This is a genomic window from Kocuria sp. CPCC 205263 (genome assembly GCF_040981075.1).
In the GTDB taxonomy this organism is placed as follows: Bacteria; Actinomycetota; Actinomycetes; order Actinomycetales; family Micrococcaceae; genus Kocuria; species Kocuria rosea.
Window position 1 is genome coordinate 1 of sequence record NZ_JAVKPV010000081.1, and the last position, 530, is coordinate 530.

The 530-nt window shown below is 56.0% G+C and carries 1 protein-coding gene; it reads right to left on the reverse strand.

The genetic code is table 11. The annotated features are described in order from the left end of the window. Positions 1 to 530 (reverse strand): radical SAM protein (locus RF647_RS19245; RefSeq protein WP_368813133.1); only part of this gene is annotated, 530 nt, incomplete at both ends.

The following is a 530-nucleotide window of genomic DNA, read 5'->3' on the forward strand; positions in this document are numbered from 1 at the left end:
TACGGCCATAAGGTGCGCCCGGGAACGGGTTCCATGGGATCAGGTTAATCTTGCACGGCGTATCTTTCAGCAATTCTGCCAGCTCATGCGCATGCTCGGTACCGTCGTTGACGTGATCAAGCATCACATACTCGATGGTGACACGGCCCTGGTTGGCATTGGATTTCTCCAGGTAGCGGCGCACGCCAGCCAGGAAGGTTTCGATATTGTACTTTTTGTTGATCGGCACAATTTCGTCACGGATCGCATCGTTTGGCGCGTGCAGGGAGATCGCCAGCGCAACGTCAATCATGTCGCCCAGCTTGTCCAGTGCAGGCACTACGCCTGAAGTAGACAGCGTAACCCGGCGCTTGGACAGACCAAAACCGAAGTCGTCGAGCATGATTTCCATCGCCGGAACCACGTTGGTCAGGTTCAGCAACGGCTCTCCCATCCCCATCATCACCACGTTGGTGATTGGGCGGGTACCGGTCACTTTCGCTGCACCCACGATTTTTGCCGCACGCCACACCTGGCCGATAATTTCAGAC